A 22007-nucleotide genomic window follows, 5' to 3' on the forward strand; every position below is an offset into this window, starting at 1 on the left:
TGGAGCGTTTATTCCCCACCGCCGAGGCTGTGGACATAAGAGGCCACGGCGCGGATCTGCACTTCGGTCAGGCGCGAGGTGCCTTCGGTCGAGCCATAGCTCCACGAGGGCATCACGCCCGCGCGGCCATGCTGGATCGTCTTGGTGATCGTTGCCTCATCGCCGCCATAGAGCCAGATCGCGTCGGTGAGGTTCGGCGCGCCGGTCTCATGCATGCCCTTGGCATCCTCGCCGTGGCAGGCGGTGCAGTTGTCGGCAAAGACCTCCGCCCCCACCGAGGCCTTCTCGGCATCGGCTTGCTGACCCGAGATCTGCAGCACGTATTGCACCACGTCGGCGATCTGCTCGGGTTCGAGGATCTCGTCGTCGAGATGCGCGGGCATCGCCGCCGCCGGGTTGGTGTCGGGGTCATGCGGGTCACGGATGCCGTGCTGCACGTCGAGATAGATCTGCTCGATCGTGCCGCCATGCAGCCAGTCACCGTCGATCAGGCTCGGGAAGCCGGTGTTGCCGCCCGCCCCCGCCCCGTGGCACTGCGCACACCAGGTGCGGAACACCGCGCCACCGGCGTTGGTGGTGTAGGTCACCAGCTCCGGGTCCTTGGCGATCTCGGTGAGATCGGTCGCCACCAGCTTGTCTTCGACCGCCTTGTTCATCGCCGCGAACTTGTCGATCTCGGCTTGCACATCGGCGCGCGTCGAAGAGCCCAGAATCCCCGGCGTTGCCCCCGAGGCGAAGATCGGCCAGGCCGGCATCGCGATCGAATAGGCCACACCCCAGATGATGCAGGCGTAGAAGGTCCACAGCCACCAGCGCGGCAGCGGGGTATTGAGTTCTTCGATGCCATCCCACTGGTGACCCGTGGTCTGCACCTCTTTTTTGGTCGTCGGTTTTTTGCTCATCTCCACGCCTCCTTACCGCGTGGCGCCGTCGTCCGGGCGCGGCGCCGCTTTGCGGTCCGCGCCGGGATCGGCGGGTTTGTCTTCATGCCGGAAAGGGATGTTCGCGGTATCGGCGTGAGTGCCCCGCGCGCCGGGGCGGAACGCCCAGACCACGGCCCCGATGAAGACGAGCAGCATCGCTGCCGCCGCCCAGCTATCGGCGAATTCACGCAAGATATGATAGTCCATCCCCGCTCTCCTCAGCGACTGGCCACGGGTTGGAAGGTCGAGAAGTCGACCATGGTCCCCAGAACCTGCAAATAGGCGATCAGCGCATCCATTTCGGTGAGGCCGGGCTGGCCGTCGAAATTGCGGATGTTCACTTTTTCGCCGTAGTGCTCGACGAGCGACTCGCTGTCTTCGTCCGGGTTCGCCTGCGCGACGAAATCGGCTTTCGCGGTCGCGATCATCTCCGAGGTATAGGGCACCCCCACGAGAGCGTCCGTGCTCAGACGGTCCTCGATGTAGGTGTTATCGAGCGGCACATGCGACAGGTAGCTGTAGCTCGGCATCACCGATTCCGGCACCACCGATTGCGGGTTCGTCAGGTGTTCGACATGCCACGCATCCGAATAGCGGCCGCCCACGCGGGCGAGGTCAGGCCCCGTCCGCTTCGAGCCCCACTGGAACGGGTGGTCGTACATCGATTCCGCCGCAAGCGAATAGTGACCGTAGCGTTCCACCTCGTCGCGCATCGGCCGGATCATCTGCGAGTGGCAGACATAGCAGCCCTCGCGGATGTAGATATCGCGGCCGGTGAGTTCGAGCGGGGTGTAGGGACGCATCCCGTCCACCTTCTCGATCGTGTTTTCAAGGTAGAACAAGGGCGCGATCTCGACGATCCCGCCGATGGTGACGACGAGGAAGGAGAAGATCAGCAGCAGCGTCGCGTTCTTTTCCAGAACGTGGTGTTTGTCCAGAATTGCCATCTGCGTCTCTCCTTATTCCGCCGGAACCGCAATCGAAGCGGAAGTGGTCTTCGGTTGCTTCGCCACGGTGGCCCAGAGGTTGTAGGCCATGATGATGCCGCCGGTGAGGTAGAGCACCCCGCCCAGACCACGCACCACGAACATCGGATGCATCGCCGCGACGGTGTCGGCAAAGGCGTTCACGAGGAAGCCCTGGCTGTCCACTTCACGCCACATCAGGCCCTGCATGATCCCCGACACCCACATCGAGGCGGCGTAGAGCACGATCCCGATGGTGGCGAGCCAGAAGTGCCAGCTCACGAGTTTCAGCGAGTAGAGGCCAGACCGGCCCCAGAGCCGCGGCGTCAGGAAGTAGAGCGTGCCGAAGGTGATCATGCCGTTCCAGCCGAGCGCACCGGAGTGCACGTGGCCAATGGTCCAGTCGGTGTAGTGCGAGAGCGAGTTCACCGCCTTGATCGACATCATCGGGCCCTCAAACGTCGACATGCCGTAAAAGCCGATGGAAACCACCATCATGCGGATCACCGGATCGGTGCGGAGCTTGTCCCACGCGCCCGAGAGCGTCATCAGACCGTTGATCATGCCCCCCCAGGACGGCATCCACAGGATCACCGACATCACCATGCCGAGCGTCGAGGCCCAGTCAGGCAGCGCGGTATAGTGCAGGTGGTGCGGACCGGCCCAGATGTAGAGGAAGATCAGCGCCCAGAAGTGCACGATCGAGAGCTTGTAGGAATAGACGGGGCGTTCCGCTTGCTTGGGCACGAAATAATACATCATGCCAAGGAAGCCCGCGGTCAGGAAGAAGCCCACCGCGTTGTGGCCATACCACCATTGCGTCATCGCATCCTGCACGCCCGACATCACCGCGACCGATTTCGAGCCGAAGATCGAGACCGGAATGGCGAGGTTGTTGACGATGTGCAGCATCGCGATGGTGACGATGAAGGAGAGGTAGAACCAGTTCGCCACGTAGATGTGGGGCTCTTTGCGCTTGAAGATCGTGCCGAGGAAGGCGAGCAGGTAGGCCACCCAGACAACGGTGATCCACAGGTCGATATGCCAGTTCATCTCGGCGTATTCCTTGCCCTGCGAGCCGCCAAGCAGGTAGGACGAAGCCGCCATCACGATGATCAACTGCCAGCCCCAGAACACGAACCAGCCGAGCGCCGAGCCCCCAAAGAGCCGCGCCGCCGAGGTGCGTTGCACCACGTAGAAGGCCGAAGCGATCAGCGCGTTGCCCCCAAAGGCGAAAATCACCGCCGAGGTGTGCAGCGGCCGCATCCGGCCGAAGTTGAACATCCCGTTACCGAGTTCGATATTCAGTTGCGGAAAGGCGAGCTGGAAGGCGATGATCACGGCGACGAGGAAACCGACCACACCCCAGAAGGTCGTGGCGATGACACCCGCGCGGATCACGCTGTCGACATACTCGTTTTGCGAGGGCTTCGGGTCCCCCATGGTGCGAAGCACCCAAATGAACGCGATCGCGGCCGCGAGCATGGCCTCGATCATGTTCACCATATACGGCAGGTCCCGCGCCTGGCTGGCGGCGTATGCCGCCACCGCCGCCGCGAGACCAAGCGCGATCAGCTTGATATAATCCCACATATTGTGCGTCCCTTTGTCTTGTTTTTCCGCCGTCCCATCCGAGTCGGTCAGGGCGGCAGTGTCTCGACTTGTCTGTTGTGTTTTTAGGGTATGACACCCGCCTTGATCTCAATCAAACTCTTGACAAGAGGGTGCGTTGTTTCGCCGCATCATGACACCCCGCCCACCACAACTATCCGTGAGCATTGATCCGCGTCAATGCGCAAACCCATTCGAATCGCTAGGTATTACTGAGATTCCGAGATTCAGGGGGCACAAAATGGCCTATAAGACGGTTTTGACGATTGTGACGGAAGTCTCACAGACACAGGGACAGATTGACTCGGCGGTGGCGGTTGCCCGCGCCGAGGATGCGCACCTTGAAGTGCTCTGTCTGGGCGTCGATCGCACCCAGACTGGCTACTACTATGCCGGAGCAACGGCGTTTGTGCAGCAAGAAGTTCTCGACCGCGCGCAAGAAGAGGCGCGGGAGACTGAAAAGGCGGTCAATGACCGGCTTTCCCGCGAGGATATCCGCTGGAGCACCGAGGCCGTGGTGGCGCAAATCGGCGCGATTGCCACGGTGGTGGGGCTCAGGGCCCGCTTTGCCGATCTGGTGGTGATGAGCCATCCCTATGGCTCGGGGCGCGGTCAGGAGCTTGAGGCCGCGGTCGAGGCCGCGCTCTTCGAGGGGCAAGCGCCGGTCTTGATCGTGCCGGACGGGCAGCGCGTGAACCTGACCCCGCGGCGCGTGGTGGTGGCGTGGAACCAGTCTGACGAGGCGATGAACGCGATCCGCGAGGCGCTGCCGCTTCTGCAACGCGCGCAACTCGTGGATATCACCGTGATCGACCCGCCCGCACATGGGCCGGAACGCTCCGATCCGGGCGGGCAACTTTCGCAATGGCTCGCGCGGCACGGGGTGAAGGTCGAGGTTTCGGTGCTGGCGAAAACGCTGCCGCGGGTCTCCGACGTGATCAACCGCCATGTGCGCGACAGCTCGGCGCAGATGGTGGTGATGGGCGCCTATGGGCACTCGCGCTTCCGCGAGGCGATCCTGGGCGGCGCCACGCGCAACATGCTGGAGCAGGCCGAAGTGCCGATCCTGATGGCGCATTGAGCGCCTGACGCCCGCAAGGCGCACCGGGCGGGGGGATGCCCCCCGCCGGTCTGGCGTGATGCGGATCAGGGCAGCTTCAGCGCGCGGCGCGCCGGGGTCATGGGCTTCGGCAGCGCCGAAGCGCCCCCTTATTCTGCCATCAAGCGGCTGACGACGACCGTGACCTCGGGCTTTTTGCCGATTTCTTCCATCGCCACCTGACGCGCGATCCGGCGCAGGGCCTCGTCGAGCTTGTCGTCATTGCGGATCACCTTGTCAGGCGCGCTCTCAAGGAAGGCAGAAAGCTCATCCTCGACGATCCGCATCAGATCGCCGCCCGACTTGCCCCGCTCCGGCAGCCCCATCAGCTCGACCCAGGCATCGCCCAAGGGCGCATCATCTTCGTCCACGATCACCGTGATCAGCACATGCCCGTTCAGCGCCATGCGGATCCGGTCCCGCACCACGCCATCCAGCGCGCCAATCAGCACGGACCCGTCCAGATAAACCCGCCCGGTCTCGATATATTCCACCACTTTCGGCGCGGCGCCCGTCAGGTCGATCATCGTGCCATTCGTCGCCACTTCGGTCGCGATCCCTTTGGAAGCGGCAATCTTTGCATGTTCGCGCAGATGCCGGTGCTCACCATGCATCGGAATGAGGATCTGCGGCCGCAGCAGGTCATGCACCGCGTCGAGGTCGGGCCGGTTCGCATGGCCCGAAACGTGATAGAGCCCGCCGTGGTCATCGACCACATCCACCCCCATTTCGGAGAGCGCGTTCATGATGCGAATGACCGAGCGCTCATTGCCCGGGATCGTTTTCGAGGAGAAGAGGAACGTATCCCCCTCCTTCATCTCAAAGCCCAGATATTTGCCACGGCTGAGCTGCGCAGTGGCGGCGCGCCGCTCGCCCTGACTGCCGGTGACGATCAGCATCAGCTTGTCGCGCCCCACCTCAACCGCGTCTTCGGGGCTCAACGTGCCCGGAAACCCCTTGAGAACATTTGTTTCTTCGGCAACTTGCACCATCTTGCGCATGGCGCGCCCCAGCAGGCAGACCGAGCGGCCCGCAGCCCGCCCGGCCTCTGCCAGCGTTTTCAGACGTGCCACGTTGGAGGCGAAGGTGGTGGCGACAACCATCCCCTTTTGCGCCGCGATCAGATCCTTGAGCGGGCTCACCAGCGTCGATTCCGAGCGCCCCGGCGTATGCGAGAACACGTTCGTCGAATCACAGCACAGCACCTTCACCCCGGTGCCCTCATGCGCGATCTCATGCCATTCGAGCGGGTCGAAGGGCTCGCCCACCACCGGATTGCCATCAAGCTTGAAATCGCCCGTATGCACCACACGCCCCGCGGGCGTGTCGATCACCAGCGAGGAGCTTTCCGGGATCGAATGGCTGACGGGAACGAACTGCACCCGGAACGGCCCCACCTCCACCGCCTTCGGGCGCGGCTCGACGATGCGGATCATATCCGAGGGGAGCCCCGCCTCTTCCATCTTCAACTGCGCCAGATGCGCGGTGAAGCGGCGGGCATAAACGGGGGCCTTCAGCTTCGGCCACAGATGCGCCATCGCGCCGATGTGGTCCTCATGCCCGTGGGTGAGGAAGATCGCGTCGATCCGGTTCACATTGGCCTCAAGCCAGGCGGCATCGGCCATGATCAGATCGACCCCGGGAGAGCCCTCCATATCCGGGAAGGTCACACCCAGATCAATGACGATCAGCCGTTCCTTCCCCTCCGGCCCATAGCCGTAGACATAGGTGTTCATGCCGATCTCGCCGGCACCCCCCAGAGGAAGATAGATCAGTCTGTCGCTCACGCCCCAAGCCCCTTGTTATAATCGAAGATGAGCCGCAACCCATGCATGGTCAGGTCATCCTCGACCTTGTCGAACAGATCGAACCCCAGATCGAAGAGCGGCGCAAGCCCGCCCGTCGCAATCACCTTCATCGGGCGGTCACGCTCCATGCGAATTTGGCGCACAATCCCCTCGACAAGGCCGATATAGCCCCAATACACCCCCGATTGTATGCAGGCCACCGTATTCGTGCCGATCACCCCTTGCGGCTTCGTGACGTCCACATGCGGCAATGCGGCCGCTGCCATATGCAGCGCCTCGAGGCTGAGGTTCACGCCCGGCGCGATCACGCCGCCAATATAGGCGCCGTCACCATCCACCACATCGAAGGTGGTGGCGGTGCCGAAATCCACCACGATCAGGTCGCCGCCATGGCGGTCGAACCCCGCGACCGTGTTCACCAGCCGGTCCGGGCCGACGGTCGTGCCCTCGTCAACACGCGGCGCGACCGGCAGCTCGCAATCGGGCTTGCCGACAACAAGCGGGCGGCAATCGAAATAGCGGTTGCAAAGCACACGCAGGTTAAACACAACGCGCGGCGCGGTGGAGGAGATGATCGCCTCGCGGATCTGCCCGCCCACGCCAAGGCCCTTGAGCGCCATCAGCGTCGAGAGCCAGACGAAATATTCATCGGCGGTGCGGCGGTGATCGGTGGCGATGCGCCATGTGGCGCGGAAAGCGCTGCCGTCCCAGACCGAAAAGACCGTGTTGGTATTCCCGCAGTCGATGCACAGAAGCATGTCGCCCCCTCAAAAGAAGATATCCGCCGCCGAAATGGCGTGACGCGTGGCCCCGGTGTTGAGGATCAAGGCGCCGGTCTCGTCGATCGTCTCGAAAATGCCGTCCCGGCTCTCGGTTCCGGTGCGGGCGGTGATCCTTTGCCCGATCCTTGCGGCGCGGGCAAGCCATGCCGCGCGAATGGGGGCGAACCCCTCGCGGTCAAACACCGCCGCATGACGGGCGAAGGCGCAGGCAAGCGGCGGCAGAAAGGCGAGCGGCGCGACGCTGAGCCCGGTTTCCCCGGCAAGCGAGACGGCGCGCATGGCGTGCGGCTCAAGCGCCCCGACCGGGGGGGCGGCGGCGAGGTTCACGCCGATACCGATGGCAAGATGACCAACCGCGCCCCCCGCAGAGACGCTCTCAAGCAAGATCCCCGCGACCTTGCCGCCGTTCAGGAGCACATCATTGGGCCATTTGATCGAAAGCACCGGGCCGGGGCCCGCGACCCTGCGCAACGCCTCTTCGAGCGCGAGCGCCGCCACGAAGGAATAAAGCGCCGCCGTGGGGGGCGATACGGCGGGGCGAAACACGCAAGTGGCGGCAAAATTGCCCTCGGGCGCGATCCAGTCGCGCCCCCGCCTGCCCCGCCCCGCGGTTTGCTTATGGGCAAAAACCCAGGCCGGGCCGCTCAGATGCGGCGCGAGCCTTGCGGCTTCGGACATTGTTGAATCGGTTTGCCCGAGGACGTGGCGTGCCACCCCCTCGGGCCAGTCTGCATCCGCCGACATGGTCTCAGTGAACGAGCGCGGCTGCCGCGGCCTGCGCCGCACCATCGAGCCCGAAAAGGCTGATCGACCCCGCCACCATCACGACCGCAGACCCGACGAGCAAGATCCATTGCACCGCGGGCATGCGGGCATCGAGCGGATCGGTCTCAGAGCCGAAATACATGAAGTAGACAAGGCGCAGGTAGTAGAAGGCGCCGATCACCGAGGCGACCACCGCCGCCACGGCCACCCAGAGATAGCCGCCATCGACCGCAGCCTTGAGCACCGAGAACTTGGCCCAGAAGCCAAGCATCGGCGGCACCCCCGCGAGCGAAAAGAGCAGCACCATCAGCGCGAGCGCTTTCAGCGGCTCGGCCTTGGAAAGCAGGTTGAGCGCCGAGATCTCGGTCACCGGGGCGCCGTCGCGCTCCATCGCGAGGATGAAGGCGAAGGTGCCGACGTTCATCACGGTGTAGATCGTCATGTAGATCAGCATCGCCTGCACACCCTCGGCGGTGCCCGCCATCAGGCCCAGGAGCGCAAAGCCCATATGCGAGATCGAGGAATAGGCCATCAGCCGCTTGATGTTGCGCTGACCGATCCCGGCAATCGCGCCCAGATACATCGAGAGCAGCGCGAGCGCGCCCAGCACCTGCCCCCATTCGCCCGGCACCTGACCAAAGGCGTCATGCACAACGCGCGCAATCAGCCCCATCGCGGCGAGTTTCGGCGCGGTGGCGAAGAAGGCGGTGACCGGGGTGGGCGAGCCCTCGTAAACGTCGGGCGTCCACATGTGGAAGGGCACGGCCGAGACCTTGAAGGCGAGCCCCGCAAGCAGGAACACAAGCCCGAACAAAAGCCCGATCGGCAGGTGGCCCTGTTCGACGACGGTGATGATGCCCGCGAAAGAGGTGGTGCCGGCAAAGCCGTACACAAGCGAGGCGCCATAAAGCAGAAGCCCCGAAGAGAGCGAGCCGAGCACGAAGTATTTCAGACCCGCCTCCGAGGAGCGCGCGGAATCGCGGCGCAGCGCCGCCACCACATAGAGCGCGAGCGATTGCAGCTCGAGCCCGATGTAGAGCGACATCAGATCGCCCGCCGAAACCATCATCATCATGCCGGTGACGGCCAGCACGATCAGCACCGGGAATTCGAAGCGCAAGAGCCCGCGCCGGTTCAGGTAATCGGCGCTCATCGCCAGCACCGCCGCCGCCGAGACAAGGATGATCACCTTGGCAAAGCGCGCGAAGCCGTCATTGATGAAGAGCCCGCCAAAGGCGGTATCGGCGCCGCCGCCCGCCACGCCGATGGTGAGGCCCAAAAGCAGCATCACCCCCACCGTGACCCAGAGGATCGGCATCGCCACCTTGTCCTTGCCGGTCCAGACCCCGGCCAAGAGCGCCGCCATCGCGTAGAGCGCGAGCAGGAACTCGGGCAGAACGAGAGAGAAATCGTTGGAAGTCATCTCAGTTTCTCCTCAATTGCCCGCAAGCGCCGCGGCTGCGTTCAGCTCGGCATGGTAGTTTTGCACCAGATTGGCGACAGACGGCCCGATCAGCCCGGTCACAAGGCTCGGATAGATCCCGAGGAGCAATGTCATCGCAACGAGCGGCGCGAAGATCGCTTTTTCGCGCAGGCTCATGTCGGTGATCGTCTTCAGGCTTTCCTTGATCAGCTCGCCCAGCACCACGCGGCGATAAAGCCAGAGCGCATAGGCCGCCGAGAGGATCACGCCCGAGGTGGCAAACAAGGCCACCCAGGTGTTGACCTGGAAGATGCCGATCAGCGTCAGGAACTCGCCGATGAAGCCCGAGGTGCCCGGCAGCCCGACGTTGGCCATGGTGAAGAACATGAAGACGAGCGCATAGGCCGGCATCCGGTTCACGAGGCCGCCGTAAGCGTCGATCTCGCGGGTGTGCATGCGGTCATAGATCACGCCAACGCAGAGGAAGAGCGCCCCGGAGATAAAGCCGTGGCTCAGCATCTGGAAGATCGCGCCATCCACGCCCTGCTGGTTCGCGGTGAAGATCCCCATCGTCACATAGCCCATGTGGGCAACGGAGGAATAGGCGATCAGCTTCTTCATGTCTGCCTGCGCCAGAGCGACAAGCGAGGTGTAGATGATGGCGATGGCCGAGAGGGTGAAGACAAAGCCCGTCATCACCTCCGAGCCGATCGGGAACATCGGCAGCGAGAAGCGCAGGAAGCCGTAGCCGCCCATTTTCAAAAGCACCGCCGCCAGCACGACCGAGCCCGCGGTGGGCGCCTGCACGTGGGCATCGGGCAGCCAGGTGTGCACCGGCCACATCGGCATTTTCACCGCGAAGGAGGCGAAGAAGGCGAGGAACAGGAGCGTTTGAACACCGCCCGGCAGCAGGTAGCGCAGATAGGGCAGATCGTCATGCGGGAACTGGAAGGCCATCAGCTGCACGATGTCGGTGGTGCCCGCCATCATGTACATCGCCACCATCGCCACCAGCATCAGCACCGAGCCGAGGAAGGTGTAGAGGAAGAACTTGAAGCTGGCGTAGATCCGGTCCTTGCCGCCCCAGATACCGATGATCAGGAACATCGGGATGAGGCCCGCCTCGAAGAAGAGGTAGAAGAGCACAAGATCGAGCGCCACGAAAACGCCGATCATCAGCGTTTCGAGCACCAGAAACGCGATCATGTATTCCTTGACGCGGCTTTCCACATGCCAGGCCGAGGCGATGGTGAGCGGCATCAGGAAGGTGGTGAGCAGCACGAAGAGGATCGAGATCCCGTCCACCCCGAGCTTGTAATGCAGCCCCATGATCCAGTCGCGGTCCTCGACGAACTGCATCCCCGTATCATTGGCATCAAAGCCCGCGAGCAGGAAGAGCGAGACGAGGAAGGTCACCGAAGTGGCGGTGAGGGCGAGCCATTTCGCGTTGCGATCCGCCGCCTCGGAGCCCGAGCGGGAGACAACGGCGAGAATGAGCGCCGCGGCAAGCGGCATGAAGGTGATGATCGAAAGGAGGTTTTCCATCAGTTCATCCCCCCGGCGGTTTGCATCACCCAGGCCATGAGCGCGACGATGCCGAGCACCATGGCGAGCGCGTAGTGGAACAGGTAGCCCGATTGCACGCGGGCCGCGACGCGGGTGAAGAACGGGATCCAGCCGAGCGCGAGCCCGTTGATCGCACCGTCGATCACCGCACCGTCACCGCCTTTCCACAACATCCGGCCAAGCGCCTTGGCAGGGTTCACGAAAATCATGTCGTAAAGCTCGTCGAAGTACCATTTGTTGAGCACGAACCGATAGAGCACCGGAACGGCATTGGCGGTGCGGGCCGGCAAGCTCGGCGCCGCGATGTAGTAGAGCCACGCCAGCGCAAAGCCCGCGACCATGGCGATGAAGGGCGAAACCTTGACCCAGGCGGGCACGCCATGGGCTTCGTGCATCACATGGTTCGTGGGCGCCATGAAGATCGCCCCCTGCGGCGCCACGGCAACGACATTGCGCGCCTGCGCGTCGTGATCTGCCTCGGCGATCTCGGCGCTCTCCGCTTCCGTCCCGTGCTCGGCCATGGTCCCCGCCATCGCGGCTTCCTGGTTTTCCATTGCCGCGGAGGGCTCCACCATTGCATGGTCAACCGCTTCCGCCCCGTGCTCGGCCACCTGCTCGGTGCCGTGCGCGGTCGCATGCGCGGCCACCGGCAGGTTGAAGAAGGCATTCACCTTCTCGCCGAAGAAGGAGGGGTAGAACACCATTCCCGCGAGCACCGCCCCCACCGCGAGCGCGCCAAGCGGCACCAGCATCACGGGCGGGCTTTCATGGGCATGGTCATGGGCGTGATGATCGCCGCGCGCCTTGCCGTAGAAGGTCAGGAAAATGAGCCGCCAGGAGTAGAACGAGGTCATCCCCGCCGCGATCACGAGCGCCCAGAAGGCAAAGCCCGAGCCGGAGGCAAAGGCGCTCTCGATGATAGCGTCTTTCGAGAGATAGCCGGCAAAGCCGAGCGGCACATCGAAAAGCGTCACAAAGGGCACGCCCACACCGGTGATGGCGAAGGTGCCGATCATCATGATCCAGAAGGTGAAGGGAATTTTCTTCCGCAGGCCGCCATAGTTGCGCATGTCCTGCTCGTGGTGCATCGCATGGATCACCGAGCCCGCGCCGAGAAACAGCATCGCCTTGAAGAACGCATGCGTCAGCAGGTGGAACATCGCCGCGGAGTAAACGCCAACCCCTGCCGCCACGAACATGTAGCCCAGCTGCGAGCAGGTCGAATAGGCGATCACGCGCTTGATGTCGTTTTGCACAAGCCCCACGGTCGCGGCAAAGAAGGCCGTGGCCGCGCCAACGTAGACCACCATCATCTTGGCTTCGGGCGCATATTCGAAAATCGGCGACATCCGGCAGACGAGGAACACCCCCGCCGTCACCATCGTCGCGGCGTGGATCAGGGCCGAAACCGGGGTCGGGCCTTCCATCGCATCCGGCAGCCAGGTGTGCAGGAAAAGCTGCGCCGATTTGCCCATCGCGCCGATGAAGAGCAGGATCGCGATCAGGTTCGCGGCGTTGAAATCGGCCCAGAGGAAGTGGAGTTGCGTTTGCGCAAGCTCCGGCCCCGCCGCAAAGACCGTGTCCATCGAGATGCTGTCGGTCAGGAAGAAAAGCCCGAAGATGCCAAGCGAGAAGCCGAAGTCCCCGATCCGGTTGACGACAAAGGCCTTGATCGCCGCGGCATTGGCCGAGGGTTTCTTGTAGTAAAAGCCGATCAGCAGGTAAGAGGCGAGACCCACACCCTCCCAGCCGAAGAACATCTGCACGAGGTTGTCGGCCGTCACCAGCATCAGCATGGCGAAGGTGAAGAAGGAGAGATAGGCGAAGAACCGGGCCTTGTAGCTCTCATGGTGGCCCCAGTTGTCGTCATGCGCCATGTAACCCCAGGAATAGAGGTGCACGAAGGCGGAGACGGTGGTGACCACGATCAGCATGATCGCTGTGAGCCGGTCAAGCCGGATCGCCCAGGCGGTGTCGAGCGTGCCGGACTGGATCCAGTCGAGCAGGTGAACGTGCTGGGTCTCTGCGCCGAGGGTGAGGAACACCCACCAGCTCATGAGGCAGGAGAGGAACAGCAGGCCGGTGGTCACCAGCATCGCGCCCTTCTCGCCGATGAAGCGCCAGCCGAAGCCGCCGAGCAGCGCACCCAGAAGGGGGGCCAGAAGAATGATCGTGGTCATCGGTCCTTATCCCTTCATCACGTTGACATCTTCGACCGCGATCGAGCCACGGTTGCGGAAGAAGACCACAAGGATCGCAAGGCCGATTGCCGCCTCGGCGGCGGCCACGGTCAGCACGAACATCGTGAACACCTGCCCCACCAGATCCCCCAGATGGGTCGAGAAGGCGACGAAGTTGATGTTCACGGCGAGCAGCATGAGTTCGATCGACATCAGGATGACGATCACGTTCTTGCGGTTGACGAAGATGCCGAAGATGCCGGTGACGAACAGGATCGCCGCCACGCTCAGGTAATGTTCCAATCCGATCGTCATCGCTTTCCCTCCGGGCCCGACCCCGTTTTCGCTTGTTCTTGTCTCACAGCCCCTGCCCCGGTTTGACGTCGATCATCTCCAGCGCCTGCGCCGGGTCACGGTGCATCTGCGCGATCACGTTCTGACGCTTGACATCGGTGCGATGGCGCAGCGTGAGCAAGATCGCCCCGATCATCGCCACCAGCAGCACCAGCCCTGCGCCCTGGAAGAGGAAGAGGTATTGGTCATAAAGGATCATGCCGAGCGCACGGCTGTTTTCCACATCCGTGGCAATCGGCGCGGCATGAAGCGCATCGGCCTTGCCGGCGGTCTGCCAGGCGGCCAAGCCGGTGCCGAGTTCGGCGAGCATCACCACCGCGATCAGCGCGCCGAAGGGCGCGTAGCGCACCATCTGCCCGCGCAACGCGGCAAAATCGACATCGAGCATCATCACCACGAAGAGGAACAGCACCGCCACCGCGCCGACATAGACGATGATCAGCAGCATGGCGACGAACTCGGCCCCCATCAGCACGAACAGGCCCGCCGCCGAGAGGAAGGTGAGGATCAGCCAGAGCACCGAATGCACGGGGTTCTTCGAGAGAACCACCATGAGCCCGGCCACCACCGCCACCACGGCGAAGAGGTAGAAGGCGAATACGAACACCGTCATGTGTTTTCTCCCGATTTCTCGTCGAAGACCTCGCGCGCGAGCTCCAGCGCCTTGGTCATGGCGGGCACGCCGCCGAACATGCTCATCTGGAAGATCACCTCTGCGATCTCCCGCTCGGTCGCGCCCGCCTCCAGCGCGTGGCGGATGGTCAGCCGCATCGGCGCCTCCGCCTGCGCGCCGAGCGTCACCTGCCCGGCCAGCGTGACCAGAAGCCGGGTGCGGGCGTCGAGCCCATCCCGGTTGAAGGTCTTGCCAAACCACATTTCCAGCATCTCGGCCGGCATGGTCGGAAAGAGCTTCTCGAACGCCTTGGGATTGAAGCTCTCCAAAGCCGGGTTGAACAGCCGGGCCATTTCCGCCCCCTGATCAAGCATCGCACTGAAAAGCTTCTGAAAATCCGCGGTCATCTGTAGGGCGCATCCATCTCGATGTTGCGGGCGATCTCGGCCTCCCAGCGCGCGCCGTTCTCAAGGAGCTTCGCCTTGTCGTAGAACAGCTCCTCGCGCGTCTCGGTGGCATATTCGAAGTTCGGCCCCTCGACGATGGCATCGACCGGGCAGGCCTCCTGGCAGTAGCCGCAGTAGATGCATTTCGTCATGTCGATGTCATAGCGCGTGGTGCGGCGCGAGCCATCCTCGCGCGGCTCGGCATCAATGGTGATCGCCTGCGCGGGGCAGATCGCCTCGCACAATTTGCACGCGATGCAGCGTTCCTCGCCATTGGGGTAGCGCCGCAGCGCATGCTCGCCGCGGAACCGGGGCGAAAGCGGCCCTTTTTCATGGGGATAGTTCAGCGTGGGCTTGGGCGCCACGAAGTAGCGCATCCCCAGCGCGAACCCTTTGATGAAGTCCCACAGGACGAAATATTTCGCCGCGCGAACGTAATCGAAAGCCATCAGTCTTTCCCTGCAGGTTTGCCCGAGCCGCCCGACACGGCCCATTTCTTGCGGTCGGACGCCAGTTCCAGATCGCCCACGCCGAATTCTCCCTGCGCCTCGAGCGACGCCACTGCGCGCAGCATGGGGGGGGAATGCGACAGGAAGGAGGTGACGTTCTTGCCGTCAATTTCGAGCGTGTAGCCCTCGATGATCGTCGGCACCAACCGCACCTTTCGGCCGTCCAGCGTCAACGTCAGTGTTTCGCGTGTCGGATCGTGAATCACGTTACCCCCCAATCACCCAGCGCGCCCAGAAGCCGCCGAAAAGTTCGAATTTTGCAAGGAAGGCCACGATCACGACCCAGCCGAGCGAGAGCGGCAGGAACACTTTCCAGCCGATCCGCATCAGTTGGTCATAGCGGTAGCGCGGCACAATCGCCTTCACCATGGCGAAGGCGAAGAACACCAGCACCATCTTGCCAAACATCCACAGCGCACCATCGGGAATGCCGGGGATGGGCGAGAGCCAGCCGCCGAAGAACAGCACCGAGGTCAGCGCACACATCAGCCACATGGCGATATATTCGCCCGCCATGAAGAGCAGATAGGGGGTGGAGCTGTATTCCACCATGAAGCCCGCAACGAGTTCGGATTCCGCTTCCGGCAGGTCAAACGGCGGGCGGTTGGTTTCTGCCAGCGCCGAGATGAAGAACATGAACACCATCGGCAGATGCGGGATCCAGTACCAGTTCAGAAGGCCAAAGGAGCCGCGCTGCGCCTCGACAATGGCCGACAGGTTCATCGAGCCGGTCGAGAGGATCACGCCGATGATGATCAGGCCCATCGAGACCTCATAAGAGATCATCTGCGCGGCCGAGCGCAGCGAGCCGAGGAACGGGTATTTCGAGTTCGAGGCCCAGCCGCCCATGATCACGCCGTAAACCTCAAGCGAGGAGGCGGCGAAGACGAAGAGCACGGCGACGTTGATATCCGCCATCACCCAGCCTTCGTTGAACGGGATCACCACCCAGGCCAGCAGCGCAAGCACGAGGCTCAGCATCGGCGCAAGGAAATAGACGAACTTGTCCGAGCCCGCCGGAACCACGATCTCCTTGAAGACGTATTTCGCGGCGTCGGCCACCGATTGCAGCAGACCGAAGGCGCCCACCACGTTCGGACCGCGGCGCAACTGCACGGCGGCCCAGATCTTGCGGTCCCCCCAGACGAGGAGCAGCAGCCCGATCATCACGAAAGCGATGATCGCGAGGCCCTGCAAGACCATCAGCAAGGCCGTCCCCAGCGATGTTGCGAAAAACTCAGCCATGTTGTCCCTCAGCCCGTCTTGCTCTCATCGTTTCAAACCGTCGGAATGCCGCGTTCGCGGCAATCGGCGACCGTCACTTCCGCATCTATCGTCCGCAGCCCTTCGGGCAGTGCGGAGGAAATCAGATAGATGGCATCGGCCCGCAGCCCGGCGCCATCGCGTGTCACATTGGTGCGCACATGGCGCGCAAAACCGTAGCCGCGGATCAGCGCATATTGCGCGGCGGCACAGGTGGCATAGGCCGTGACCTGCGCGCGGTTGTGACTGCCCGCAATCGCCACGTCGAAGCCCACGAGATCATTGTCGAGAAGCCGCGTCTCGACGCCGCCATAGGTGATCTCGGCCCCCGCCCCGGCGCCCGCAGGCGCGCAAGCGCCCAGCCCGGCCAGAAGGCCGGGAACAAGCGCCGCAAGGGTGAGGAAGGAGCGCATCCGCCGTTACTCCGCCGCCACCGCGGGCGCCCGGCGCGCCTTGGCCTGCGCCGAACATTCCGCCATCACCACCGAGGCGCGCGCGATCGGGTTGGTGAAGTAGTAATCCCCAAGCGCCAGCCGGAACGTGGCCTTGCCCATCTCGCGCCGCTCGATCGGTTGCCACTCATTGGCGATCACCTGATCGACCTGCCCCAGATGCGGCACGGCGGCGAGCATGGCGCGGCGCAGCCCGGCAAGGCTGTCCCAGCCCTGCGTGGCGCCCAGTTCCGCCGAAAGCGCACGCAGGATCGCCCAGTTCTCTTTCGCCTCGCCCGGCGCGAAAGTCGCGCGGAAGGCCAGCTGGGGCCGCCCTTCGGTGTTGACGAAAAGCCCGTGTTCCTCGGTGTAGGCCGCCCCCGGCAGAATGATGTCGGCGCGGCTCGCGCCACGGTCGCCGTGGCTGCCCTGATAGATCACGAACGGGCCGCCCTCGGCGGCGGGCGCAATCTCCACCTCGTCGGCGCCCATGTTGTAAATCACCTCGACGCCGTCCTCGAGCGCGGCCAGAAGCCCGCCGTTGGTCACCGCGCCCACATCCATCGCGCCCACGCGCCCGGCCGCGGTGTGCAACATCAGCATCCGGCCCGAAAGCGCCATGGCATGCGCGATCACCGCATCGCCATCGGCCTCGGAGACCGCGCCCTGCCCGACGATCACGATTGCCCCTTCCGAGGCATGCAGATGCGCCAGCGCGGCGCGATCGGTGCCGACATGCTCGTAATCATAGGTCAGATCCACCGCCGGGCCGACCACACGCACCAGCGCCCCATGCGCCCAGGCCTTGCGGATGCGCGCGTTGAGCACCGGCGCCTCAGTGCGCGGATCGGTGCCGATCAGGATGATTTCCTGCGCCGTGTCGATCTCGTCAATCGCCACATTGCCGACATAGCCCGAGCGGTTGCCAATCGGCAGCCGCGCGCCATCGGTGCGGCATTCGACCTTGCCGCCCTGCCCTTCGATCAGGGTCTTCAGGCTGAAAGCGGCTTCGGTCGAGGCAAGATCGCCCACAAGGCCAAGGATTTTCTTGCCCTTCATGGCGCGGGCGGCGGCGGCAAGCGCCTCGCCCCAGCCCGCCTTGCGCAGCTTGCCATTCTCGCGAATGTAAGGCGTATCAAGGCGTTGGCGGCGCAAGCCGTCCCAGATGAAGCGGCCCTTGTCGGAGAGCCATTCCTCGTTCACGCCATCATGGTTGCGCGGCACGATCCGCTTCACTTCACGGCCCTTGGCGTCAATGCGGATGTTGGAGCCGAGCGCATCCATCACGTCGATGCTCTCGGTCTTCGTCAGCTCCCACGGGCGCGCGGTGAAAGCATAGGGCTTTGAGGTCAGCGCGCCGACCGGGCACAGGTCGATGATATTGCCCTGAAGGTTGCTGTCGAGCGTCATGTTCAGATAGCTGGTGATCTCGCTGTCGGCGCCGCGGCCGGTCTGGCCCATCTGGCTGATCCCCGCCACCTCGGAGGTGAAGCGCACGCAGCGCGTGCAGGAGATGCAGCGCGTCATGCAGGTGGCGACGAGCGGGCCGAGGTTGAGGTTTTCGGAGGCGCGCTTGGGCTCGCGGTAGCGCGAGAAATCGGCGCCATAGGCCACCGCCTGATCTTGCAGGTCACATTCCCCGCCCTGATCGCAGATCGGGCAGTCAAGCGGGTGGTTGATGAGCAAAAACTCCATCACCCCCTCGCGCGCCTTTTTCACCATCGGCGAATTGGTCTTGATCACGCTCGGCTCGCCATTGGGGCCGGGGCGCAAGTCCTTGATCTGCATCGCGCAGCTTGCGGTCGGCTTGGGCGGGCCGCCCACCACCTCAACAAGGCACATACGGCAGTTGCCGGCGATCGAGAGCCGTTCGTGGTAGCAAAACCGCGGCACTTCGATCCCGGCCTGCTCGCAGGCCTGAATCAGCGTCAGGCTGGGATCGACCTCGACCTCGATACCGTCGATGATGATCTTGCGCGTGTTCGACATGGTCTCGTCCGTCACTTGGCTCGGGCGCAGCACGGGGCTGCGCGGTGAATGCTGGCTTGGGGGCTCATGCACAGCCCCCCGGGAAGACCCATTGGCCCTCCCTGAAATTGTCTTCCGGCCCGGAGGCCACGGCGCCACGGCACAGCGCCTGTGCGGCGCGTTTTGCCTCTGCCCCCTCGTCATAGCCAAAGGGGGGGGCCGTCCGGCGCACCAGAAGCGCGTTTTGCGGCCCAAAGCTGCCGGTGTAGCCCGGCACGGCGGCAAGCGTCGCCTTGGGCGCCGGGGCCGGGGCCGGAGCGGTGCAGGCCGCAAGCGGTGCGATCAGCATAAGCGTCGGAGACAGCCGCATCAGTTGCCCCCCCGCGCATCAATCACCGGGCAAGCGGCCTCGATGCGGTAAAAATACGACTCGATCTCGGTCACATCGGCGGCGCGCAGCTTGAGATCCCGGCTTGAGGGGCAAACCGCCTCGATCGCCGAGATGACCCCCTTTTTCAGCTCCAGCGTATCGCGCTCGGTCACGCCCTCAAGCGTCACTTCGAAATAGGCGGTGAGCCCGTCCCAGTGGAGGCAGCCTGCGTTGTCCACCGCGCCCGGAGGGCAGTCCACCCCCCCGGTCATGATGCGGTTGAAATAGGTCACCTGCGCCCCGGTTGCGCCTTCCATCATGCGGATATGGCGCGAGAGCGCAGGATCATGCCCCTCATTGGCAAGGCTTTTCGGATGCGGCCCGGCCAGCGCAGGGCAAAGCCCGAGCGCCAGCGCAACCGCGCCGCCCCCGATCTTGCCAAAGCTGCCCCAAACCGCCGCCATCTCAGATCACTCCGCCGCCATCGCGCCCATGCGCCCGGTTTTCCGCGCCTTGATCCGGTCCTCGATCTCTTCGCGGTAATGGCGGATGAGGCCCTGGATCGGCCAGGCCGCCGCATCGCCAAGCGCACAGATCGTGTGGCCCTCGACCTGCTTGGTCACGTCAAAGAGCATGTCGATTTCCTCGATCTCGGCCTCGCCGCGCACCAGTCGGTCCATCACCCGCATCATCCACGAGGTGCCCTCGCGGCAGGGGGTGCATTGCCCGCAGCTCTCATGCTTGAAGAATTTCGACAGCCGCCAGATCGCCTTGATCACATCGGTCTGCTGATCCATCACGATCAGGCAGGCGGTGCCGAAGGACGACTTCAGATCGCGCATGCCGTCATAATCCATGATCGCATCTTCGCACAGATGCGCCGGGATCACCGGGCAAGAGGCGCCCCCGGGGATCACCGCCTTCAAGTTGGACCAGCCGCCGCGCACGCCGCCGCCATGTTTCTCGATCAGCTCCTTCATCGAGATCGACATGCTCTCTTCGATCACGCAGGGCGTGTTGACATGCCCCGACATGGCGAACAGCTTCACGCCGGTGTTGTTGGGGCGCCCGAAGGAGGCATACCAATCCGCGCCACGGCGCAGGATCGTCGGCACCACGGCGATGGATTCGACGTTGTTCACCGTGGTCGGGCAACCATAAAGCCCCGAACCCGCCGGGAACGGCGGTTTCATCCGCGGCATGCCCTTCTTGCCTTCGAGGCTCTCCAGCAGCGCCGTCTCTTCGCCGCAGATATAGGCGCCCGCACCGTGATGCAGGTAAACGTTGAAATCATAGCCCGATTTGCAGGCGTTCTTGCCGATCAGCCCGGCGTCGTAGCATTCGTCAATGGCGCGCTGCAGCGCTTCCTTCTCGCGCACATATTCGCCGCGAATGTAGATATAGGCCGCGCAGGCGCCCATCGCGAAGCCCGCGATCAACGCGCCTTCAATCAGCGTATGCGGATCGTGGCGCATCACCTCGCGGTCCTTGCAGGTGCCCGGCTCGGATTCATCGGCGTTGATCACCAGATAGGCGGGGCGACCGTCGGATTGCTTGGGCATGAAGGACCATTTCAGCCCGGTCGGAAAGCCCGCGCCGCCGCGGCCCCGCAGCCCCGAGGCCTTGACCTGCTCGATGATCCAGTCCCGACCATTGGCCAAAATCGCCGCCGTGCCATCCCAGTGCCCGCGCGCCATCGCGCCCTTCAGAGAGCGGTCGTGCATCCCGTAGATGTTGGTGAAGATCCGGTCCTGATCTTTCAGCATGTCTGTTCCCTCGGTTAGCGCACAGGCCGGACCCCGGCCTGCGCTGCACCGGCGCACCGATGCAAATGTCTCTCTTCGGGCCGGAGCCGATCCGACCGGGATCGGGCCGAAGCCCGGGTTCCTTGCCCCGCCGCCTCAAAAGCGGCGGCGGGTGTTATGCGGCGCCGGGGCTCCGGCGCTTAGCGCTTGCGGCCGCGGCGCTTGCCGCCCGGGCCCGCCGGCGCGGGTTTGGGCGCCGCGGCAGAGGCCGCGGGCTCTGCCCCGACCAGCTCCACCGGGCGCGCCTCGACCGGCTTGGCGGCCACCACGGGCGCCGCAGGTTTTGCGGCCGGTTTCGGTTCCGGTTTCACGGCGACCGGGGCGGGTTCCGGTTTGGGCGCGGGTTTCGCGGCCACGGGCGCGGCCGGTTTCGGCGCGGGCGCCGGGGCGGGTTTGGCCGCGATCGGAGCGGGGGCGGGCTGCGGCGCCGGAGCGGTTTTCACCGCGGCACTCGGGGCAGCCGCCGGCTTCGCGGCAGCGGTCGGGGCCACCGGCGAGGTGCTGCGCAGCGCGCGCGCCTCTTCGGGGCTGAGAACTTTCGGTTCGGGCAGGCAGCCCATCACGTAGCAGGCGGTGCGCGCCAAAATCAGCGCACAGACCACACCGGCCACAAAGGCCACACCGATCCCGGTCGAGCCGAGCAGCCACAGCGCAAGAAACGCAGCAGCTCCGAGGATTCCTCCCAATTTGCGGGCTTTCGTCTGGCATTCAGCGTCGTTCATCGACATTTTGCCTTTCCTTTCCCTCATCCCGGACCGGGAAAGCGCTCCTCACGCGGCGCCCGGTCCCTGGTGTTGATCTGATCTCTTTCGTCTTTCGTCAGTCCAGTCTTTCCACTCAGTAATCGTTGGTCTTCGCACGTTCGAGGAAGCGCTCAAGCCCCTCCTCAACAATGATTTTTGCCTGCGCCACCCATTTGTCGCGGCTGACGCGACCGCGGAACCCTTTCAGGTTCGTATCCATCCACGCCACTTCCTCCGCGCCCCATTGGGCGATCTGATCGAAGTGGAACACGCCAAGGTCATGGCAGATCCGCTCGAGCACCGGGCCGATCCCCTCCATCTTCTGCAGATCATCGGCCTTGCCGTCGCGGGGCGCATCCAGCCCCTGCGGCGGCACACCCTCG

At 64.0% G+C, this 22007-nt stretch carries 23 protein-coding genes; 1 reads left to right on the forward strand and 22 read right to left on the reverse strand.

What is annotated here, in order from left to right:
- Positions 1-8: 8 nt before the first annotated feature.
- Genes ccoP through ccoN form a run of 4 tightly spaced genes read right to left on the reverse strand, consistent with a single transcriptional unit; the run spans position 9 to position 3481 of the window.
- Positions 9-902 carry a cytochrome-c oxidase, cbb3-type subunit III gene (gene ccoP / locus ACFSM0_RS00130; RefSeq protein WP_377385365.1) on the reverse strand — a complete coding sequence of 298 codons (894 nt, stop codon included), beginning with the start codon at positions 900-902 and terminating at the stop codon, positions 9-11.
- Positions 903-914: 12 nt separating this feature from the next.
- Positions 915-1130, reverse strand: a complete 216-nt coding sequence (locus ACFSM0_RS00135; protein ID WP_377385368.1) for a cbb3-type cytochrome oxidase subunit 3 — start codon at positions 1128-1130, stop codon at positions 915-917.
- 11 nt (positions 1131-1141) lie between these two features.
- On the reverse strand, positions 1142-1870 hold the full coding sequence (gene ccoO, locus ACFSM0_RS00140; RefSeq protein WP_097070337.1) for a cytochrome-c oxidase, cbb3-type subunit II: 729 nt from the start codon (positions 1868-1870) through the stop codon (positions 1142-1144).
- Positions 1871-1882: 12 nt separating this feature from the next.
- A complete protein-coding gene (gene ccoN / locus ACFSM0_RS00145) occupies positions 1883-3481 on the reverse strand; it encodes a cytochrome-c oxidase, cbb3-type subunit I (protein WP_377385372.1) in 1599 nt (532 codons plus the stop codon).
- A gap of 259 nt (positions 3482-3740) precedes the next feature.
- Between ccoN and ACFSM0_RS00150 the strand changes: the two genes are divergently transcribed.
- Positions 3741-4580, forward strand: coding sequence for a universal stress protein (locus ACFSM0_RS00150; RefSeq protein ID WP_377385375.1), 840 nt, complete (start codon positions 3741-3743; stop codon positions 4578-4580).
- Positions 4581-4708: 128 nt separating this feature from the next.
- Here the strand turns inward: ACFSM0_RS00150 and ACFSM0_RS00155 are convergent, their stop codons facing one another.
- From ACFSM0_RS00155 to ACFSM0_RS00240, 18 genes are all read right to left on the reverse strand, one after another.
- Positions 4709-6334, reverse strand: coding sequence for a ribonuclease J (locus tag ACFSM0_RS00155; RefSeq protein WP_377385699.1), 1626 nt, complete (start codon positions 6332-6334; stop codon positions 4709-4711).
- Between the two features lie 47 nt (positions 6335-6381).
- Positions 6382-7164 (reverse strand): type III pantothenate kinase, encoded by a 783-nt coding sequence (locus ACFSM0_RS00160; RefSeq protein WP_377385378.1) that lies wholly within the window; start codon positions 7162-7164, stop codon positions 6382-6384.
- Positions 7165-7173: 9 nt separating this feature from the next.
- A complete protein-coding gene (locus ACFSM0_RS00165) occupies positions 7174-7932 on the reverse strand; it encodes a biotin--[acetyl-CoA-carboxylase] ligase (protein ID WP_377385381.1) in 759 nt (252 codons plus the stop codon).
- 4 nt (positions 7933-7936) lie between these two features.
- A complete protein-coding gene (nuoN, locus tag ACFSM0_RS00170; protein ID WP_377385384.1) occupies positions 7937-9376 on the reverse strand; it encodes an NADH-quinone oxidoreductase subunit NuoN in 1440 nt (479 codons plus the stop codon).
- Positions 9377-9388: 12 nt separating this feature from the next.
- The gene (locus ACFSM0_RS00175; protein ID WP_377385387.1) at positions 9389-10921 is read right to left on the reverse strand and encodes an NADH-quinone oxidoreductase subunit M; all 1533 of its coding nucleotides are present in this window, start codon (positions 10919-10921) and stop codon (positions 9389-9391) included.
- Positions 10921-13122 (reverse strand): NADH-quinone oxidoreductase subunit L, encoded by a 2202-nt coding sequence (nuoL, locus tag ACFSM0_RS00180; RefSeq protein WP_377385390.1) that lies wholly within the window; start codon positions 13120-13122, stop codon positions 10921-10923. Before nuoL ends, ACFSM0_RS00175 begins: the two co-directional genes overlap by 1 nt.
- 6 nt (positions 13123-13128) lie before the next feature.
- Positions 13129-13437, reverse strand: a complete 309-nt coding sequence (nuoK, locus tag ACFSM0_RS00185) for an NADH-quinone oxidoreductase subunit NuoK (RefSeq protein WP_377385393.1) — start codon at positions 13435-13437, stop codon at positions 13129-13131.
- A gap of 43 nt (positions 13438-13480) precedes the next feature.
- A complete protein-coding gene (locus ACFSM0_RS00190) occupies positions 13481-14089 on the reverse strand; it encodes an NADH-quinone oxidoreductase subunit J (RefSeq protein ID WP_377385396.1) in 609 nt (202 codons plus the stop codon).
- Positions 14086-14496, reverse strand: a complete 411-nt coding sequence (locus tag ACFSM0_RS00195; protein ID WP_377385399.1) for a carboxymuconolactone decarboxylase family protein — start codon at positions 14494-14496, stop codon at positions 14086-14088. Before ACFSM0_RS00195 ends, ACFSM0_RS00190 begins: the two co-directional genes overlap by 4 nt.
- On the reverse strand, positions 14493-14984 hold the full coding sequence (gene nuoI, locus ACFSM0_RS00200) for an NADH-quinone oxidoreductase subunit NuoI (protein WP_097070347.1): 492 nt from the start codon (positions 14982-14984) through the stop codon (positions 14493-14495). Before nuoI ends, ACFSM0_RS00195 begins: the two co-directional genes overlap by 4 nt.
- Positions 14984-15250 (reverse strand): hypothetical protein, encoded by a 267-nt coding sequence (locus ACFSM0_RS00205; protein WP_377385403.1) that lies wholly within the window; start codon positions 15248-15250, stop codon positions 14984-14986. Before ACFSM0_RS00205 ends, nuoI begins: the two co-directional genes overlap by 1 nt.
- A gap of 1 nt (position 15251) precedes the next feature.
- Entirely contained in the window at positions 15252-16289 is a 1038-nt protein-coding gene (nuoH, locus tag ACFSM0_RS00210; RefSeq protein ID WP_377385406.1) for an NADH-quinone oxidoreductase subunit NuoH, read from the reverse strand.
- Between the two features lie 32 nt (positions 16290-16321).
- Positions 16322-16720, reverse strand: a complete 399-nt coding sequence (locus ACFSM0_RS00215; protein WP_377385408.1) for a hypothetical protein — start codon at positions 16718-16720, stop codon at positions 16322-16324.
- A gap of 6 nt (positions 16721-16726) precedes the next feature.
- Positions 16727-18727: an NADH-quinone oxidoreductase subunit NuoG gene (gene nuoG / locus ACFSM0_RS00220; protein ID WP_377385411.1), complete on the reverse strand. Its 2001-nt coding sequence runs from the start codon at positions 18725-18727 to the stop codon at positions 16727-16729.
- A gap of 64 nt (positions 18728-18791) precedes the next feature.
- Positions 18792-19076 (reverse strand): hypothetical protein, encoded by a 285-nt coding sequence (locus tag ACFSM0_RS00225; protein WP_377385414.1) that lies wholly within the window; start codon positions 19074-19076, stop codon positions 18792-18794.
- A complete protein-coding gene (locus ACFSM0_RS00230; protein ID WP_377385416.1) occupies positions 19076-19540 on the reverse strand; it encodes a hypothetical protein in 465 nt (154 codons plus the stop codon). The genes ACFSM0_RS00225 and ACFSM0_RS00230 overlap by 1 nt, the downstream gene beginning before the upstream one ends.
- Positions 19541-19546: 6 nt before the next feature.
- A complete protein-coding gene (gene nuoF, locus ACFSM0_RS00235; protein ID WP_377385419.1) occupies positions 19547-20842 on the reverse strand; it encodes an NADH-quinone oxidoreductase subunit NuoF in 1296 nt (431 codons plus the stop codon).
- Positions 20843-21021: 179 nt separating this feature from the next.
- On the reverse strand, positions 21022-21609 hold the full coding sequence (locus ACFSM0_RS00240; protein ID WP_377385422.1) for a hypothetical protein: 588 nt from the start codon (positions 21607-21609) through the stop codon (positions 21022-21024).
- Between the last annotated feature and the right edge of the window lie 398 nt (positions 21610-22007).

Origin of the sequence: Rhodobacter lacus (assembly GCF_042683065.1) — a bacterium.
GTDB lineage: Bacteria > Pseudomonadota > Alphaproteobacteria > Rhodobacterales > Rhodobacteraceae > Rhodobacter > Rhodobacter lacus.

What these genes read in the sequence shown, in the direction of transcription:
- ccoP (WP_377385365.1), bottom strand. Translation starts at nt 902, where the DNA reads ATGAGCAAAAAACCGACGACCAAAAAAGAGGTGCAGACCACGGGTCAC.
- ACFSM0_RS00135 (WP_377385368.1), bottom strand. Translation starts at nt 1,130, where the DNA reads ATGGACTATCATATCTTGCGTGAATTCGCCGATAGCTGGGCGGCGGCA.
- ccoO (WP_097070337.1), bottom strand. Translation starts at nt 1,870, where the DNA reads ATGGCAATTCTGGACAAACACCACGTTCTGGAAAAGAACGCGACGCTG.
- ccoN (WP_377385372.1), bottom strand. Translation starts at nt 3,481, where the DNA reads ATGTGGGATTATATCAAGCTGATCGCGCTTGGTCTCGCGGCGGCGGTG.
- ACFSM0_RS00150 (WP_377385375.1), top strand. Translation starts at nt 3,741, where the DNA reads ATGGCCTATAAGACGGTTTTGACGATTGTGACGGAAGTCTCACAGACA.
- ACFSM0_RS00155 (WP_377385699.1), bottom strand. Translation starts at nt 6,334, where the DNA reads ATGAACACCTATGTCTACGGCTATGGGCCGGAGGGGAAGGAACGGCTG.
- ACFSM0_RS00160 (WP_377385378.1), bottom strand. Translation starts at nt 7,164, where the DNA reads ATGCTTCTGTGCATCGACTGCGGGAATACCAACACGGTCTTTTCGGTC.
- ACFSM0_RS00165 (WP_377385381.1), bottom strand. Translation starts at nt 7,932, where the DNA reads ATGTCGGCGGATGCAGACTGGCCCGAGGGGGTGGCACGCCACGTCCTC.
- nuoN (WP_377385384.1), bottom strand. Translation starts at nt 9,376, where the DNA reads ATGACTTCCAACGATTTCTCTCTCGTTCTGCCCGAGTTCCTGCTCGCG.
- ACFSM0_RS00175 (WP_377385387.1), bottom strand. Translation starts at nt 10,921, where the DNA reads ATGGAAAACCTCCTTTCGATCATCACCTTCATGCCGCTTGCCGCGGCG.
- nuoL (WP_377385390.1), bottom strand. Translation starts at nt 13,122, where the DNA reads ATGACCACGATCATTCTTCTGGCCCCCCTTCTGGGTGCGCTGCTCGGC.
- nuoK (WP_377385393.1), bottom strand. Translation starts at nt 13,437, where the DNA reads ATGACGATCGGATTGGAACATTACCTGAGCGTGGCGGCGATCCTGTTC.
- ACFSM0_RS00190 (WP_377385396.1), bottom strand. Translation starts at nt 14,089, where the DNA reads ATGACGGTGTTCGTATTCGCCTTCTACCTCTTCGCCGTGGTGGCGGTG.
- ACFSM0_RS00195 (WP_377385399.1), bottom strand. Translation starts at nt 14,496, where the DNA reads ATGACCGCGGATTTTCAGAAGCTTTTCAGTGCGATGCTTGATCAGGGG.
- nuoI (WP_097070347.1), bottom strand. Translation starts at nt 14,984, where the DNA reads ATGGCTTTCGATTACGTTCGCGCGGCGAAATATTTCGTCCTGTGGGAC.
- nuoH (WP_377385406.1), bottom strand. Translation starts at nt 16,289, where the DNA reads ATGGCTGAGTTTTTCGCAACATCGCTGGGGACGGCCTTGCTGATGGTC.
- ACFSM0_RS00215 (WP_377385408.1), bottom strand. Translation starts at nt 16,720, where the DNA reads ATGCGCTCCTTCCTCACCCTTGCGGCGCTTGTTCCCGGCCTTCTGGCC.
- nuoG (WP_377385411.1), bottom strand. Translation starts at nt 18,727, where the DNA reads ATGTCGAACACGCGCAAGATCATCATCGACGGTATCGAGGTCGAGGTC.
- ACFSM0_RS00225 (WP_377385414.1), bottom strand. Translation starts at nt 19,076, where the DNA reads ATGCGGCTGTCTCCGACGCTTATGCTGATCGCACCGCTTGCGGCCTGC.
- ACFSM0_RS00230 (WP_377385416.1), bottom strand. Translation starts at nt 19,540, where the DNA reads ATGGCGGCGGTTTGGGGCAGCTTTGGCAAGATCGGGGGCGGCGCGGTT.
- nuoF (WP_377385419.1), bottom strand. Translation starts at nt 20,842, where the DNA reads ATGCTGAAAGATCAGGACCGGATCTTCACCAACATCTACGGGATGCAC.
- ACFSM0_RS00240 (WP_377385422.1), bottom strand. Translation starts at nt 21,609, where the DNA reads ATGTCGATGAACGACGCTGAATGCCAGACGAAAGCCCGCAAATTGGGA.